The organism is Mesorhizobium sp. M0293 (genome assembly GCF_040321735.1).
Taxonomy (GTDB): Bacteria; Pseudomonadota; Alphaproteobacteria; order Rhizobiales; family Rhizobiaceae; genus Mesorhizobium.
In genome coordinates, this window is sequence record NZ_JAMYSA010000006.1 from 67,745 (window position 1) to 83,227 (window position 15,483).

The window sequence follows — 15,483 nt, forward strand, 5'->3', positions numbered from 1 at the left end:
ATGACCCACCGCATTCTGATCCTCGGCGGTACCACGGAAGCCCGGCAACTGGCTGGAAAACTGACCGCGCGCGCCGATCTGTCGATCACGCTGTCGCTGGCCGGGCGCACCGAAAGCCCGGTCGCACAGGGCGTGCCGGTGCGAACCGGAGGCTTTGGCGGCGCCGACGGGCTGGCTGCTTACCTGCGGGAGACGGGCACCGACCTGCTGATCGACGCCACGCACCCCTATGCGGCGCAGATATCCGCCAATGCCGCGCAAGCCGCGCGCGTTGCCGGCGTGCCGATCCTTGCCCTGCGGCGCCCTGGCTGGGAGCCTGTCGAAGGCGACCGCTGGACGCTGGTCGATACGTTTGGCGATGCCGCGCAAGCGCTTGGATCCGCGCCGCGCCGCGTTTTTCTGGCGCTCGGCCGGCAAGAGGTCGCGGCTTTCGAAGCCGCACCCCAGCACCACTATCTCATTCGCAGTGTCGATCCGGTCGAGCCCACGCTGGCCGTGCCTGATGCCGAATATCTGTTGGCCCGTGGCCCGTTTCGCGAGCCCGATGAGCGCGCGCTGCTCGAAAAGCATCGCATCGATGTCGTCGTGTCCAAGAACAGCGGCGGCGCGGCCACCTACGGCAAGATCGCCGCGGCGCGGGCACTTGGCATCGAGGTGGTCATGATCCGACGACCTGATCTGCCGGATGTGCCTTCGGCTGAAACCGTCGAACAGCTCGCCGCGATTGTCGATCAATTTGGGGTCGATCATTTTGTCGAGCCCGCTGCCGAACGCGGCGTGTAGACCAGCGCCGGCTTTTCTGCGCGCCTGATGATCCGGGTTTCCGGCGAACCGATGATGATACAAGTGGCCATGTCGGCCTTTTGCGCGTCGACGTCTGCCAGCAGGTAGACCTCGATACGCTCGTCCGGGCGGCCGGCGGCGCGGCCGAAAATCACCGGTGTGGTTCCCGGCAGGATCGCGGTCAGGCATTCAAAGGCGCGGCCGAGCTGCCAGGGCCGTGCCTTGCTGATCGGGTTGTAGAGCGCGATGACGAAGCCGGCGCCGGCCGCCGCCAGCAGGCGCAATTCGATCAGTTCCCACGGCTTCAGATTGTCGGACAGCGAGATGGCACAGAAATCATGGCCGAGCGGCGCGCCGATGCGGGCGGCGACAGCCAGCATGGCGGTGATGCCGGGCACGACAGCGACATCGACCGTGCGCCATTCGGACGGGCCGGCCTCGATCGCCTCGCAGACGGCGGCCGCCATGGCGAACACGCCGGGATCGCCACCAGAGACGACGGCGACATCGTGGCCTTCGGCGGCTTTGGCCAGTGCGTCCTTGGAGCGGGCAAGTTCCTCGCGATTGTCGGAAGCGACGCGGGTCTGGTCCGGCCGTAGCTCGAGCCGGTCGAGATAGGGTTTGTAGCCGTAGAAGAATTTGGCCTCGGCGATAGCGCGGCTGGCTTCCAGCGTGACCTGATCGGCATTGCCAGGGCCAAGGCCGATGACGGTGAGACGGCCACTCATGCTTCGCCTCCCAAGATGCCGGGGCGGCCCGACCAGCCGGCGACCAGTACGATGGCGAAATAGGGCGCCTTGTCGTCTTGTTTGTCGGCAAGCTTCATGGACACACTGCCAGCCATGGTGCCGCGCTCCACGTAGACGGCGCGCGTCAGCTTGCCGGTCGCTTCCAGCGCCCGCCTGATCTTGGGCAGGTTGCGGCCGACCTTCATGATGACGGCGGCATCGGTGTCGGCCAGCCGGCGTGTCAGCTCGAACTCGCTCATCGTGCCCGGCAGAACCGTCAGCACGTCGTCGCCCTGGACGATCGGAACACCAGTCTGCGACCAGCAGCCGGACATGGCGGTGATTCCGGGAATGACTTCGGTCGGGAAGCGATGAGCCAGTCGCACATGCAGATGCATGTAGGAGCCGTAGAAAAGCGGGTCGCCTTCCGACAGCACGGCAACCATTTTGCCTGCCTGAAGGTGTTCGGCGACCTTCGCGGCGGACTCCTCGTAGAAGGCCGTGATCTGCGACCGGTAGTCGTCATGATCCTTGTCGATTTCGGTGGTGACGGGATAGAGCAGCGGCAGCTCCGTCATTTCGGGCCGAAACTGCGCTTCGACGATGGCGCGCGCGTTGCTGTTGTTGCCGCGCTTGGCGAAATAGGCCACGACATCGGCCTCGGCCAAGGCCCGCGCGGCCTTCAGGGTCAGCAGTTCGGGGTCGCCGGGACCGGTGCCGACGCCGAAGAGACGACCTTTGACAAGCGCGTTCACAGGCCCGGCCTCGCCAATGAATTGAGCGCTGCGGCAGTCATGGCGCTGCCGCCAAGCCGGCCGCGGACGATGGCGTAGGGCACGCCATAGGAATTCTCGGCCAAAGCATCCTTGGATTCGGCCGCACCGACGAAGCCGACCGGCATGCCTATGATGGCCGCCGGCTTCGGCGCGCCGTCGCGCAGTTTTTCCAGGAGATAAAACAGTGCGGTCGGTGCATTGCCAATGGCGACCACCGAACCAGCCATGCGGTCGCCCCACAGCTCGATCGCGGCGGCCGAACGGGTGTTTCCGATCTCCTTGGCGATGTCGTGCGTGCGCGGGTTGCGCAAGGTGCAGATCACCTCGTTGCCGGCCGGCAACCGGGCGCGGGTGACGCCATGCGAGACCATTTCCGCGTCGCAGAAAATCGGTGCGCCAGCCGCCAAAGCGGCGCGCGCGGCGGCAACGAAATTGGCGGAGAAGACGAAATGGCTTGATGCTTCGACCTGGCCGCAGGCATGGATCATGCGGACGGCGACATCGGCCTCGGCTTCGGAGAAGCGCGACAGATCAGCTTCGGCGCGGATGATGGCGAAGGAGCGTTCGTAGATCGCCGTGCCGTCATGGATATAGTCGTAGGCGGCCATGCTCATTCCTGTTGGTAAGTTCGGGCCTGTTGGTAAGTTCGGGCCTGTCGGTAAGCTTCGGCGATAGCGACCGGCCCGAGCCTTGTCAGGCAAGCGGCGGCGGTTTCGCCTTGATATCGTGCGCTGCGGATCATTGCCGCGACGCGGCCGATGCCGCGCGCGGCGTCATAGCCCGGCCTGTAGCCGGCAGGAAGGGCCTTTGCCGTCGCGTTCACGACAAGTCCGGCTCCGTTTTCGCCGCCGACCAGAGTGAGGGCTGCCTTGCCTGGATGGGCGCAGCCCTTGGCGCAGCCGGAAACGTGCAGGGTGAAGTCGAGGATGTCAGCGTTTTCAGCGGCGATCGTCTCGGCAATGTCGCGCGTGGCGATCCGCCCGGAGGCGCAGGCCGGCGTGCCAGGACAAGCGGCAATGCGCGTGCGTGGGTCGGCGGAGGAGGTGACGAAGCCGAGGGTGGCGGCGGCGTCTTGGAGGGGCTGGCTGGCAGCTGCTGGTTGGCCGAGGAGAAGCAAGGCGCGGCCGGGGGCGAGGCGGATTTCGGCTGTGCCGAGAGCGAGAGCGCTTTGGGCGAGGTCGATGATCTTCTCTGCCGGCATGCTGCCGTAGGGGAGGGCGATGCCGAGGGCGATGGCGGCGTTGAGATTGAAAAGGCCAATTGGCCGGTGATTGCGCTCTACGACGCCCCCCTCTGTCCTGCCGGACATCTCCCCCACAAGGGGGGAGATGTCGCCCTTGTCTCCGCTTTCGCCAATCTCAAACGATGCGAGAGGGGGCGAAGCGCCGAAGCGGCCGATCTCCCCACCTGTGGGGGAGATGTCCGGCAGGACAGAGGGGGGCGCCACAGAATGCCAACCTTCGAGAGATATTAATTGCCTCTCCGACAAATCCCTTGCATGCGCCTCGCGACCTTTTTCGGCGACCATCCTCAGTGCAGCGACGGCGATGTCTCTCGCGGTATCCGCATCGACTTTTGCCAACACCTTCGCGTTTCGGCCGTCGCCGGCAACCGATACGCTCCAAACGATGTCGTTGTCGGCTCGCACCGCCTTCAGCCTGATATCGGCCGTCACCGAATCCAGCCCAAGCTGCCCGCCGCCGTCGACAATGACCGAAACCTTCGGCCCCAGCCTTGCCGTCAGCCCAGCCTCTTCGACCGCCACCCTGATCCGCTCCGCCAGCGGCCGGGGATCGGCTACCTCCTGCGGATCGATGCCGGCCAGCGGCCCAGTCTCTACAGGCACGCCGGTGCGCACCGCAATGCCCAGAGCGTCGACCTCTGTTGCCAGCAGAGGCGCGCTTTCCGCCGTCAGCCCGCGTATCTGCAGGCTGCCGCGCGCTGTCACTTCCATGATGCCGTTGCCATGCCGCAAAGCGGATTCGGCTATCCCGATCAGAAGCTTGGGCGACAATCCTCCAGAAGATAGACCTTCCGCGACCGGGTTGAGCCGCACCAGCAGGCCATCGCCGGTTTGCATCGGTGCCGACAGGGCCGGGCAGGCACCGCGGCGTGAGAAGGCGTTCATGCCGCCACCCCCAGCGCTTCTGCCTCAGCAATCAGGGCAGCGAGGTCGTCGTCGATGGAATTGCGCAGGGGATGCCAGAGGCCACGCCGGCGCGCGGACAGGAAGCGTTCGGCGATGACTTTCGCAGCGGCGGGGTTCTCGCGCAGGATGAAGGCGCGAACAGCCGGATTGCCGAGATAGGCGTCATGCACGGCCTCGATCAGCGTGCCCGATATCGCATGCGTGGTTTCGGCAAAGCCAACCAGCCGGTCGACGGTTTCGGCAAATTCGGAGGCGCCGCGCGGGCCGTGGCGCATCTGGCCTGCAATGAAGCGTGGATTGACGGCGCGGGCTCGAACCACGCGCGATACGGCCTCGCCGACTGAGCGCGGCTTCGGCTTTTGCGGGTCCGTGGTGTCGAGCACGATGACGTCGGCATTCCTGCCAAGCGCCGCCAGGGCTGCCGAAAAGCCGCCGATGAAGGCGACGTCGGCGGAGCCTTCGAGGATGTCTCGGCCGGGGTCGTCGCCGGTGTGGACGAGAAGATCGGCCTCGGCGATGCGGCCCTCGAAGGCGCCGGGCGCGGAGACGCCTTCGCCCTCTGCGCCGCCATAGGCGTGCGATGTTGCGTCGAGATAGGCGCGGCCGATTTCTTCGCGCGCCGCCCAGTCGCCGGAGGACAGGAGATACTCGACGCCGGCGCCGTACGTGCCGGGCGAGGTGCCGAAGATTCGCGGGCTGACCTTGCCGTCAGTGCGGGTCCTCGCCGCGAGCGGGTTTTCCGAATCGTCCTCGTCGCGGGCGGCAACGGCGTTGGCGGCGGCATCGATCAGCGCGATCTGGGTCGGGAACAGGTCGCGGAACAGGCCGGAGATCCGCCAGGTGACGTCGACGCGCGGCCGGCCGAGCGTGGCCGGCGGCAGAACTTCGATGCCGGTGATACGGCCGGTCGCAGAATCCCATTGCGGCCGGCAGCCCATCAGCGCCAACCCTTGCGCGATCTCTTCGCCGCCGGTGCGCAGCGACGCCGAACCCCAGAGGTCGATGACCAGCGAGCGCGGCCAGTCGCCATGCGACTGCATATAGCCGCGCACGACTTCTTCGGCCGCCACCCTGCCGAGATCATAGGCGGTCGGCGTCGGCATGGTGCGCGGGTCCGACGTGAAGAGGTTGCGGCCGGTGGGCAGGACGTCGGAACGGCCGCGCGCGGGCGCGCCTGCCGGACCGGCCTTGATGTGGCGGCCATCGAGCGCCGCAAGTAGCGCCGTCTTCTCGGCGTCAGCGCTTTGGCGACGCATGGCGTCGGGCTCCTCATCGGGGGCGCGACCGTAGATATGCAATCCGTCCTTGATGGCGAAATCCTTGAGGTCGCAGAGCCAGGCGTCAATGCGGCGCAACGCTTCATCGGGCGCGTCGGTTCTGGCGACGCCGGCTTCGGAAGCGAGGCCGGTCTTTTGCGCGGTTTCGACGATCAGCTTGGCCAGACGGTCGCGGCGGCGGCGGTCGAGCCCGTCGGCCTGGGCGTATTCGTCGACCAACCGTTCCAGCTTGTGCTGGTTCTCGTCCAGCCCTGCGCCGGTAAGCGGAGGCGGCAGATGGCCAAGGGTGACGGCGGCAATGCGCCGCTTGGCCTGCGCCGCTTCGCCGGGGTTGGAGACAATGAAGGGATAGATTACGGGCAGGGGACCGGTGACGATCTCGGGAAAGCAGTTTTCCGAAAGCGCGACCGTCTTGCCCGGCAGCCATTCCAGCGTGCCATGCGCGCCGACATGGACCAGCGCGTGGATGCCCAGCAATTTGCGCAGCCATAGGCCGAAGGCGATCAGCGCATGGCGCGGCGGTAGCGTCGGGTCGTGGTAGTCGGCGCGGCGGTCGGCGGAGCGGCCGCGATCGGGGGCAAGTGCCACGGTGACGTTGCCGAAGGTGGCGGCACGGAAGGGGAAGTGTTTCTTGCTTGATAGCGAAGGTTTGCGCGAGGCGCCCCCCTCTGTCCTGCCGGACATCTCCCCCACAAGGAGGGAGATTGAGCGGTCATCTGCGCTTTCGCCAATCTCAAACGTTGCAGGAAGGGAGCCGGCAACTGAACCGCCAATCTCCCCCCAAGTGGGGGAGATGTCCGGCAGGACAGAGGGGGGCGCCTCGCGCAAACCTGTCTCTTCTGCCTTGCCCCATGCAGCTTCTACGGCAGCGATAGCCGCAACCGGCAGGCTCTTGGAGAAGTCGAGATAGTCATCCAGCCCCAGCCCATCATTGCTCCGCGCCAGCAAATCCAGCAACCGACGCGGCGTCTCCGGAATCCCGTCAACACCATAGCCCTGTTCCCTCAGGTCATGCAGCATCGCGAGCACGCTGGACGGCACGTCGAGGCCGACGGCATAGCCGGTGCGGCCGGGGGCGCTCGGATAATCCGGGATCAGGATGGTGAGCTTGCGCCCCGCGCGTGGCGTCTGCTGCAGGCGGATGAAGGCCGCGACACGGTCAGCCACCTGCGCCACACGATCCGCTTCCGGCCGGTTGGCGAAGGCGCGGTGGCCAAGTGCCGGGTCGATCTCGCTCTCACCCTTGAAGGAAATTGCGCCGGCGAGGATGCGGCCGTCCAACTCGGGCAGCACGACATGCATTGCGAGGTCGGCGGGCGCCAGGCCGCGCTGGTTGTTTTCCCAGATATCGCGGCGGGTGGTGGCGACGATGACCTGGAAGACAGGCACGCCGGCGCGGTCGAACAAGGTTTCGATGCCGGGCTCCGCGCCGGATGCGAAAGCGGTCGCGGTGATGATGGCGGCGGGTTTTAGGGAGGCGAGCGCTGTTTCGACAAAGGCGAGTGACGTTGGGTCTTTGAGGCTGGAGACGAAGATAGGGACCGGGAGTAGACCACGCTGCCGCAGCGCCTCAAAAAGCGCATCGATGGGCGCGACATCGGCGGCCAGCAGCATCGAACGGTAGAACAGGATGGGCACGACTGGGGCGTTGACGTTGTCAACGTCGAGTTCCGTCACACCCCCCTCTGTCCTGCCGGACATCTCCCCCGCAAGGGGGGAGATTGCTCTGTCATCGGCGGTTTCGCCAATTGTCGAGGTTGTAGATGCCTCAGCGAGAGAAGCGCCGGCTTTGATGAAATCCGATCTCCCCCCTTGCGGGGGAGATGTCCGGCAGGACAGAGGGGGGTGTGAAGGAACGCCAACATTCGATGCGTCCGCCTTCTCCACGACTCCGCGTGCGGGCTCGTAAAACCCAGCCTTCGGGACCGCGACCGGCTCGACGACAGGCTCATCCTGTCCCGCCAGCCGCGCCAACCTTTGCACCAGCGCGCTCATATTCGCCGGGCCGCCCTCGCGGAAATAATCGAGCAGGCCGTCAAGCTCCTCGCGCGGCAGCGTCGAGGCTTCGATCAGCCTTAGGTCCTCGTCATGGCTCTCGCCGGGCAGCAGAGCCAGTTTTATGCCGCGTTCGCGAGCGATCGAGGCAAGCTGGTCGCAGCCGTAGCGCCACCAGTCGTAGCCGCCGAGGATGCGGACGAGGATGATCTTGGCGTGGCGGGCGACGCTGTCGACCCAGAGGTCGACGGACATGGGATGGCGCAGATCACGCAGGGCGGCCAGCCGCATCGAGGGCAGCCGGCCGGCGTCGGCCTTCCACGCGGCCGCAAGGCCGGCGAGGTCGCTGTCGGTGAAGGACAGGGCCACGATATCCGCCGGCGTCTGCCGCAGATCGACCGGCTCGGCGAGATCGTCGAGCGAGGCGGATGTCGTGGTTAGGATGTGCATCGCAACCCGTGTCCGAAATCAGCCGGCAAGTATACGCTCGATCGCCGGGCGGTTCAGCCCCTTGAGGCCGATGACAACGAGGCGCGAGCGGCGGTCGTCCTGCGCCGTCCAGGCGCGATCATAGTAGTGGTTGACGCGCGGCCCGACGGCCTGCAGCAAGAGCCGCATCGGCTTGCCGCCGACCTCGACGAAGCCCTTTACGCGCAGCACGTTCTCTTCTTCGGCGGCGGCGGCGACGCGCTTTGCAAGCTCATCGGGATTGGCGATCGAGGCAATGTCGACGATGAACGTGTCGAAGTCGTCATGCTCATGGTCGAAGGCGCCGTCATGATGGGACTTGCGGTTTTCGATGTCGTCCTCGACTGCGAGACCGAGCCCGAGCAGTACGGAAGGATCGACCTTGCCATGCGACGTCGGCACGATCTTCACCGCGCGGGCGGAGTGTTCGCCAATGATGGCGTTGGCGCGGGCAGTGCCGGCGGCGTCCATCAGGTCGCTTTTGGACAGGATGATCAGGTCGGCGCAGGCGATCTGATCCTCGAACACCTCCTCGACCGGATCGTCGTGGTCGAGCGTCTCATCCTGAGCGCGCTGCGCCTGCAAGGCGTCCATGTCGTTGGCGACGCGTCCTTCGGCCAATGCCGGCCCGTCGACCACGGCAATGACGCCATCGACGGTGACGCGGCTCTTCACGCTCGGCCACTGGAAAGCCTGGACCAGCGGCTTGGGCAAAGCCAGGCCGGAAGTCTCGATCAGGATGTGGTCGACCTTTGGCGTCAGCGACAGGATCTGGTCGAGCGCCGGGACGAAATCATCGGCGACGGTGCAGCAGATGCAGCCATTGGCCAGTTCGACGATGTTTTCCTCCGGACAGGTGTCGATGCCGCAGCCTTTCAGGATCTCGCCGTCGATGCCGATGTCGCCGAATTCGTTGACGATGATGGCAATGCGCTTGCCGCCGGCGTTTTCCAGGAGATGGCGGACCAGCGTCGTCTTGCCGGCGCCGAGGAAACCGGTGACGACGGTGCAGGGAACGCGGGAGAGGTTGGCAGACGAATCTGGAGCGGTCATTTCAAGTCCTTCAACAGGTCGAGCGGAGGGATGCGGGCAACAAGGCCGCGCTTCAGGCTATCGGGACGGCCGCGCCATGGAATGAGACCGTCCGTCGAGGTGGCGAAGAGTTTTGCGCCGGTGACGAGATCGCTGCCGCTGGTCGTGGTCAGATCGCCAAAGACGTAGCTCCAGCAACCGTCGCGCAGGATGGCGGCGCTGAGACGGCGCTTGCAATTGCCGAGGCATTCAACGCTGCGGATGCGAATATTGTCGCCCGATGCGGCGCGGCGCGTGTCGTCCGCCAGCAGTTCGCCGGCGCGGGGATGGGCGTCGGAGCCGGTTTCATCGCGGCAGGAGGCGCAGACGATGACGGTGACGCCGGCCAACGCATCATCATGGCCGGACGAAACATCCGCTGTGCCAGCCGAAAAACTGCTGTCATGGTCCAAAGATCGTGCTCCTTGCCCGGAAACCCGCCGGGCGATCGGATTCTTAGTCGCAGACGGCAGGTCTCCTGGCTCGCGGGTCATCGCCTTGGGTAGCCGCCTTCCCGGGAACTCCCAGTGGCTTTCGGCCTTGGCTCTTCGCTTACAGTTGCGGGGACAGCCGCGGATTTGGGATTTCGTCCCGCACCGCATTCCCTCTTGGCTCCTCTCGTTGAAGAGAAGAGACCGTCTGTATCGGATTTAGGCTTTTGCAGGCGGCGGTGTCAACGCGAGCTTACGACACGGTCAGGTCGGCCAACGCCGGACCCAAGTCACCGGCCGGGGTCACCTCGATGCGTTCGAGGCCGAGCCAGCCCTGCATCTGCTTCAGTTCCTGGTAGAGCTGAGCGGCAGTCTGTGGCGGCGCTTTGGGCTCGGCATAGGCCGCATGGACGCGCAGGATGCCGGCAGGCCGGTCGGCCTTCAGATCGACGCGCGCCACGATCCTGTCGCCGAGCAGGAACGGCAGGACATAATAGCCGTATTGCCGCTTGTCGGCCGACGTGTAGATCTCGATGCGGTAGTGGAAATCGAACAGCCGCTCCGTGCGCGACCGCTCGAAGACGACCGGATCGAACGGCGCCATCAGGGCGCGGGCCTCGATCTTGCGCGGCACACGGGCGTCTCTATGAAGATAAGCCGGCTTGTCCCAACCTTCGACGCGCACCGGCAGCAACTCGCCTGTTTCAACCAGTTCCTCCAGCCGGCCTTTCATATCGGCCGGCGACAGGCGGAAATAATCGCGCAAATCGCCTGATGTCGCGATGCCGTGGGCACGGGCGGAAATGCGCAGCAATTCACGGTGCGCGTCCTCGGCGGCGGGAATCGGTAGATCGAGGATCGCCTGCGGCAGCACGCGCTCGGGCAGGTCATAGAAGCGCTCGAAACCACGACGGTGCGCCGTGGTGATGCGACCGGCCCAGAACAGCCATTCGAAGGCATGCTTGGCATGGCTCCAGCCCCACCAACCACCCGAGCCCTTCTGGCCCTCGAGCGCGGAGGCGGCGATCGGGCCACGCTCGGCGACCTGGCGGTAGATCTCTTCGATATAGGCTGCGTGCTCGCGGCCCCATTTGGCGAGACCCAGATACATCTCGTCGCCGCGCTCGGCGCGTTGCATGCGCCAACGCATCAGCGGGTAAGTCTCGACCGGCAGAAAGGAAGCCTCGTGCGCCCAATATTCGAACACCGTGCGCTTGCGCGTGACCGCGGCATTGTCGAGCAAAGCGAACGGGTAGGGGCCAAGGCGCGAATAGAGCGGCATATAATGAGCGCGCACCACCGCGCTGACGGAATCGATCTGCAGCAGGCCGGTGCGGGCCAATACGCGGGCGAAGTGCCGGCGGTTCGGTGTGCCGGTCGGGCGGGGATCGAGAAACCCTTGGGCGGCAAGCGCAATGCGCCGGGCCATGGGGAGCGAGATCTTTTCCTTCATGCAGGCGTCACTCTGAGGGCGATTTGATGGGTGATTCCGGTTCATGCTAGCAGGGTTTTGGCGGCAACCATGTCAGGAGAGAAAAGTGGAGTAAAAAGCGAAGGAAATCAAACAGGAGCGGATCGGACCAGTTTGCCGCGATATGCCGTCCAGCACTGTGTTTTGAACAAGGTTTGACTTGCTTCGCTGGAAGTGCTGCGCTAACCCTCGCCGCGTTGCAGCATAGGCCCTTAAAACGGTTCAGCGGTTAAACTGTCACGCTTCCGCATTAGGGTCCGGTGCTGTAATCAACGTGGATTGGCGCCAACGGAAAGCCGAGTATGAACGCACTTCTAAGTTCGTATCTGCCCATCGTCCTGTTCATCGGCGTGGCGCTGGTTGTCGGCCTGGCGCTGCTGGCCGCACCCTTCCTGGTGGCTTACCGCAACCCCGATCCCGAAAAGCTTTCCGCCTACGAGTGCGGTTTCAACTCGTTCGACGACGCCCGCATGAAATTCGACATCCGCTTCTACCTGGTGTCGATCCTGTTCATCATCTTCGACCTGGAAGTAGCCTTCCTGTTCCCGTGGGCGGTGTCGTTCTCGAAGATCGGCATGCTCGGCTTCTGGTCGATGATGGTATTTTTGGCGGTGCTGACCATCGGCTTTGCCTATGAATGGAAAAAAGGAGCGCTGGAATGGGATTGAACGACAGTTCAGGCACCCTCGTCGCGCCGAAGCCCAAAGGTATCATCGATCCCAACACCGGCAGGCCGGTGGGGCAGGACGATCCCTTCTTCCTCGAAATCAACAACGAGCTGGCCGACAAGGGCTTTCTCGTCACCTCGACGGAAGCGCTGATCACCTGGGCACGCAGCGGTTCGCTGATGTTCATGACATTTGGTCTCGCCTGTTGCGCGGTGGAGATGATCCACACCTCGATGCCGCGCTATGACAGCGAGCGCTTCGGTGTCGCGCCGCGCGCGTCTCCGCGCCAGTCCGACATCATGATCGTCGCCGGCACGCTGACCAACAAGATGGCGCCCGCGTTGCGCAAGGTCTACGACCAGATGCCGGAACCGCGCTACGTCATCTCGATGGGCTCCTGCGCCAATGGCGGCGGCTACTACCACTATTCCTATTCGGTGGTGCGTGGCTGCGACCGCATCGTGCCGGTCGACATCTATGTGCCCGGCTGCCCGCCGAGCGCCGAAGCGCTGCTTTACGGCATTCTTCTCTTGCAGAAGAAGATCCGCCGCACCGGCACGATCGAACGGTAAATCCATGACCGCATCCCTGACCGAACTGTCGACCTATCTCGGCGAGAAACTGATCGACCGCGTGAATGACGCTGATATCGCCTATGGCGAGCTTACCATTGGCGTCGAGCCGCGCGATCTGGTCGAGGTCATGACCTTCCTGCGCGACGATGCGCGCTGCCAGTTCATCTCGATCATCGACGTCTGCGGCGCCGACTATCCGTCACGCGCCAAGCGCTTCGACGTCGTCTACCATCTGTTGTCGCCGAAGCAGAATGTGCGCATCCGCGTCAAGGTGCAGGCCGACGAGGAAACCATGGTGCCGTCGATCACCGGCGTGTTCCCTGGTGCGGACTGGTTCGAGCGTGAGACCTACGATCTCTACGGCGTGCTGTTCTCGGGCCATCCCGATCTGCGCCGCCTATTGACCGACTACGGTTTCGAAGGCCACCCGCTGCGCAAGGATTTCCCGCTGACCGGCTTCGTCGAGGTGCGCTACGACGACGAAGCCAAGCGCGTCATCTACGAGCCTGTGGAACTCAAGCAGGAATTCCGCAATTTCGATTTTTTGTCGCCGTGGGAAGGTACTGATTACGTCCTGCCGGGTGACGAGAAGGCAAAGCAGTAAATGGCTGAAACCTCCGTCCGCAATTTCAACATCAATTTCGGCCCGCAACACCCTGCGGCGCATGGCGTTTTGCGCCTCGTGCTGGAGCTGGACGGCGAAGTCGTCGATCGCGTCGATCCGCATATCGGGCTCTTGCATCGCGGCACGGAAAAGCTGATCGAGGCCAAGACCTATCTGCAGGCGATCCCCTATCTCGACCGGCTCGATTATTGCGCGCCGATGAACCAGGAGCACGCCTTTGCTCTGGCCGCCGAGCGCCTGCTCGGTATCGACGTGCCGAAGCGCGGCCAGCTGATCCGCGTGCTTTACTGCGAAATCGGCCGCATCATGTCGCACATCCTCAATGTGACGACGCAGGCGATGGACGTCGGCGCGTTGACGCCACCGCTGTGGGGCTTCGTCGAGCGCGAAAAGCTGATGGTGTTCTATGAGCGCGCCTCCGGTTCGCGCATGCATGCCGCCTATTTCCGTCCCGGCGGTGTCCACCAGGATCTGCCGCAGAAGCTGGTCGAGGATATCGGCAAGTGGATCGACCCGTTCCTCAAGTCGATCGACGACCTCGATCAATTGCTGACCGGCAACCGCATCTTCAAGCAGCGCAATGTCGATATCGGCATCGTCACATTGGCCGACGCCTGGGCCTGGGGCTTTTCCGGCGTCATGGTGCGCGGTTCGGGCGCGCCCTGGGACCTGCGCAAGTCGCAACCCTATGAATGCTATTCGGAAATGGATTTCGACATTCCGATCGGCAAGAACGGTGACTGCTTCGACCGCTACCTCGTGCGCATGGAAGAAATGCGCCAGTCGGCGAAGATCATGCGCCAGTGCGTCGATCTTCTGCTCGGCAAGGAAAGCACCGGCCCGGTGTCCAACCTCGACGGCAAGGTGGTGCCGCCCAAGCGTCAGGCAATGAAGCGCTCGATGGAAGCGCTGATCCATCACTTCAAGCTCTACACCGAGGGTTATCGCGTGCCGGCCGGCGAGGTCTATGCGGCGGTCGAAGCGCCGAAGGGTGAGTTCGGCGTCTATCTGGTCTCCGACGGCTCGAACAAGCCCTACCGCTGCAAGCTGCGCGCGCCTGGTTTTGCGCATCTGCAAGCCATGGATTTCCTCTGTCGTGGCCACATGCTGGCCGACGTCACCGCCGTTCTCGGCTCCCTCGACATCGTGTTTGGTGAGGTCGATCGCTAATGTCAGTCCGCCGTCTCGCAGAAGCCAGCGTCCAGCCAGCATCCTTCGCCTTCAACCGGGCGAATGCCGCGACTGCGAAGCAATGGATCAAGAAGTACCCCAAGGGCCGCGAACAGTCGGCGATCATCCCGCTTCTCATGATCGCACAGGAGCAGGAAGGCTGGGTGACGAAGGCGGCCATCGAGACGATCTCGGACATGCTCGGCATGCCCCGGATTCGTGGTCTCGAGGTCGCGACCTTCTACACGCAGTATCAGCTGAACCCGGTCGGCACGCGGGCCCATATCCAGGTCTGCGGCACCACGCCCTGCATGCTGCGCGGCTCGGAAGCGCTAATGGATGTGTGCCGCTCGAAAATCCACCACGACCAGTTCCACACCAACGACAAGGGCACCTTGTCATGGGAGGAGGTCGAATGCCTCGGCGCCTGCGTCAACGCACCGATGGTCATGATCTTCAAGGACACTTTCGAAGACCTGACGCCGGAACGGCTGGCCGAAATCATCGATCTCTACGGCGCCGGCAAGGGCGCCTCGGTGCCGCCCGGGCCGCAGAACGGCCGCACCGGCTCGGAGCCGGCCCCCGGCCTCACAACCCTGAAGAGCGAAAAGGCGATCCTCAAGTCGACCCGCGATAGGGAAGCCAGGGAGGCGGCCAAGGCCGCCAAGGCGGCGCCTGATGCGATCATCGCCACGGTCGCGCCGATAGCGGCCGACGCTCCGGTTGCACCTTCGAAGGCCAGCAAGCCGAAAACCGATGCGCCGGAAACCAGCCCGGCGCTGAAATCGCCTTCGCCAGTCAAGGTGGCGCCGGCCGTTGAAAAGGCGGCGAGCGTTCCGGCACCGTTGCATTCGGCCGCCAATGCCAACAAGGCGGACCCCGTGGTCGAGCAGGTTTCCAAGCAGCGCAGCGGCCCCAAGAACAAGGCCGAGCCGGCTTCTGCCTTCAAATCGCCGGAAGTCAAAGTGCCGGCGGCGAAGCCAGCCAAGCCGGCCAAACCGTCGCTGGAAGACAAGAACCGTCCAGCCGGCATCGACAGACCGGCGCTGGTCGACGACCTCAAGCTGATTTCCGGTGTCGGGCCGAAGATCGAGGGCATCCTGCATTCCCTTGGCATCTTCACTTTCGCCCAGGTCGCTTCGTGGAAGAAAGCCGAGCGCGAGTGGGTGGACGGCTATCTCGCCTTCCACGGCCGCATCGATCGCGACGACTGGGTCAAGCAGGCCAAGGCGCTCGCCAAGGGTGGCGTCGCCGAATACATCCGCGTCTTCGGCAAGAAGCCGGTCTGAGGGACGA

General features: G+C 64.5%; 14 protein-coding genes and 1 riboswitch. Of the genes, 6 read left to right on the forward strand and 8 right to left on the reverse strand.

The window, feature by feature from the left end; genetic code table 11:
• The gene (locus NKJ06_RS04270) at positions 1-783 is read left to right on the forward strand and encodes a cobalt-precorrin-6A reductase (RefSeq protein ID WP_352632504.1); all 783 of its coding nucleotides are present in this window, start codon (positions 1-3) and stop codon (positions 781-783) included.
• Here NKJ06_RS04270 and NKJ06_RS04275 read toward each other — a convergent pair.
• The 8 genes from NKJ06_RS04275 to NKJ06_RS04310 all read right to left on the reverse strand — a co-directional run bounded on the left by NKJ06_RS04275 (position 747) and on the right by NKJ06_RS04310 (position 11,131).
• Positions 747-1,511, reverse strand: coding sequence for a precorrin-3B C(17)-methyltransferase (locus tag NKJ06_RS04275; RefSeq protein WP_352632502.1), 765 nt, complete (start codon positions 1,509-1,511; stop codon positions 747-749). The two genes, NKJ06_RS04270 and NKJ06_RS04275, sit on opposite strands and share 37 nt — an antisense overlap.
• Positions 1,508-2,266, reverse strand: a complete 759-nt coding sequence (locus NKJ06_RS04280; RefSeq protein WP_352632501.1) for a precorrin-2 C(20)-methyltransferase — start codon at positions 2,264-2,266, stop codon at positions 1,508-1,510. Before NKJ06_RS04280 ends, NKJ06_RS04275 begins: the two co-directional genes overlap by 4 nt.
• Positions 2,263-2,895, reverse strand: coding sequence for a precorrin-8X methylmutase (locus tag NKJ06_RS04285; protein WP_352632499.1), 633 nt, complete (start codon positions 2,893-2,895; stop codon positions 2,263-2,265). The genes NKJ06_RS04280 and NKJ06_RS04285 overlap by 4 nt, the downstream gene beginning before the upstream one ends.
• Before the next feature lie 2 nt (positions 2,896-2,897).
• Positions 2,898-4,415, reverse strand: a complete 1,518-nt coding sequence (gene cobG, locus NKJ06_RS04290) for a precorrin-3B synthase (RefSeq protein ID WP_352632497.1) — start codon at positions 4,413-4,415, stop codon at positions 2,898-2,900.
• On the reverse strand, positions 4,412-8,158 hold the full coding sequence (locus NKJ06_RS04295; RefSeq protein ID WP_352809228.1) for a cobaltochelatase subunit CobN: 3,747 nt from the start codon (positions 8,156-8,158) through the stop codon (positions 4,412-4,414). Before NKJ06_RS04295 ends, cobG begins: the two co-directional genes overlap by 4 nt.
• 18 nt (positions 8,159-8,176) lie before the next feature.
• Complete coding sequence (gene cobW, locus NKJ06_RS04300; RefSeq protein WP_352632494.1) at positions 8,177-9,229, reverse strand: cobalamin biosynthesis protein CobW; 1,053 nt, start codon at positions 9,227-9,229, stop codon at positions 8,177-8,179.
• A complete protein-coding gene (locus NKJ06_RS04305) occupies positions 9,226-9,660 on the reverse strand; it encodes a DUF1636 family protein (protein ID WP_352632492.1) in 435 nt (144 codons plus the stop codon). Before NKJ06_RS04305 ends, cobW begins: the two co-directional genes overlap by 4 nt.
• Positions 9,661-9,698: 38 nt before the next feature.
• Positions 9,699-9,902: riboswitch (cobalamin riboswitch) on the reverse strand.
• A 29-nt stretch (positions 9,903-9,931) separates the two neighbouring features.
• Complete coding sequence (locus NKJ06_RS04310; protein ID WP_352632490.1) at positions 9,932-11,131, reverse strand: winged helix-turn-helix domain-containing protein; 1,200 nt, start codon at positions 11,129-11,131, stop codon at positions 9,932-9,934.
• A gap of 320 nt (positions 11,132-11,451) precedes the next feature.
• On the opposite strand from NKJ06_RS04310, the gene NKJ06_RS04315 reads away from it, so the two are divergent.
• The 5 genes from NKJ06_RS04315 to NKJ06_RS04335 are packed head-to-tail and all read left to right on the forward strand — an operon-like array spanning position 11,452 to position 15,476.
• Positions 11,452-11,817, forward strand: a complete 366-nt coding sequence (locus NKJ06_RS04315; protein ID WP_010910112.1) for an NADH-quinone oxidoreductase subunit A — start codon at positions 11,452-11,454, stop codon at positions 11,815-11,817.
• Positions 11,808-12,389 (forward strand): NuoB/complex I 20 kDa subunit family protein, encoded by a 582-nt coding sequence (locus NKJ06_RS04320; RefSeq protein ID WP_352632488.1) that lies wholly within the window; start codon positions 11,808-11,810, stop codon positions 12,387-12,389. Before NKJ06_RS04315 ends, NKJ06_RS04320 begins: the two co-directional genes overlap by 10 nt.
• A 4-nt stretch (positions 12,390-12,393) precedes the next feature.
• Positions 12,394-12,996, forward strand: a complete 603-nt coding sequence (locus NKJ06_RS04325; RefSeq protein WP_352632486.1) for an NADH-quinone oxidoreductase subunit C — start codon at positions 12,394-12,396, stop codon at positions 12,994-12,996.
• Positions 12,997-14,187, forward strand: coding sequence for an NADH-quinone oxidoreductase subunit D (locus NKJ06_RS04330; protein WP_352632484.1), 1,191 nt, complete (start codon positions 12,997-12,999; stop codon positions 14,185-14,187).
• Positions 14,187-15,476 carry an NADH-quinone oxidoreductase subunit E gene (locus tag NKJ06_RS04335; protein ID WP_352632482.1) on the forward strand — a complete coding sequence of 430 codons (1,290 nt, stop codon included), beginning with the start codon at positions 14,187-14,189 and terminating at the stop codon, positions 15,474-15,476. The genes NKJ06_RS04330 and NKJ06_RS04335 overlap by 1 nt, the downstream gene beginning before the upstream one ends.
• Positions 15,477-15,483: the final 7 nt, after the last annotated feature.